The organism is Paenalcaligenes sp. Me52 (genome assembly GCF_050487965.1).
Classification (GTDB): Bacteria; Pseudomonadota; Gammaproteobacteria; order Burkholderiales; family Burkholderiaceae_B; genus Paenalcaligenes.
In genome coordinates this window covers 1-670 of sequence record NZ_JBKQFO010000024.1, presented here as the reverse complement: position 1 = coordinate 670, position 670 = coordinate 1, and the positions used below count along the sequence as shown (strand labels likewise).

Annotated in this window: 1 protein-coding gene and 1 pseudogene; both read left to right on the top strand. The window is 51.6% G+C overall.

What is annotated here, in order from left to right:
* Window positions 1–313: pseudogene (locus tag ACLO87_RS16760) on the top strand (hypothetical protein); the annotation flags it as partial.
* 20 nt (window positions 314–333) lie between these two features.
* Window positions 334–670: arsenate reductase (glutaredoxin) (gene arsC / locus ACLO87_RS16755; RefSeq protein ID WP_430224338.1), on the top strand; the 337-nt coding region annotated here is incomplete at its 3' end.

Below are 670 nucleotides of genomic sequence, written 5' to 3'. Positions count from 1 at the left end.
CGCTTATCTGCAAGGGGGGCAACCACAGGAAGCGGCCAATATTCTGAATCGCTACACTTTTAACAATAAAGATGACAGCAACGGCTGGGATTTACTGGCACAGGCGGAAGCCGCACTAAATAACCGCGATCAGGAACTGGCTGCGCGAGCAGAAGGTTATGCGCTCGCCGGGCGACTCGATCAGGCTATTTCCTTGTTGAGTAGCGCCAGTTCTCAGGTGAAATTAGGCAGCCTGCAACAAGCGCGTTACGATGCGCGCATCGACCAGTTGCGCCAGCTGCAGGAACGATTTAAGCCTTATACCAAGATGTAATTCGCATTAAAGGAAGAACAATGACCAAACAGGTAAAAATCTACCATAACCCACGCTGTTCAAAGAGCCGGGAAACGCTGAACCTGCTGAAAGAAAACGGCGTGGAGCCAGAAGTGGTGCTCTACCTTGAGACACCCGCCGAGGCGGCAACGCTGCGTGATTTGCTGAAAATGCTGGGGATGAATAGCGCTCGTGAATTGATGCGCCAAAAAGAGGATCTTTATAAAGAACTGAACCTGGCTGACATTTCACTTAGCGAAGAGGCGCTGATTCAGGCGATGGTGGATAATCCGAAGCTAATGGAACGCCCGATTGTGGTCGCGAATGGCAAAGCACGGATTGGTCGTCCACCGGAGC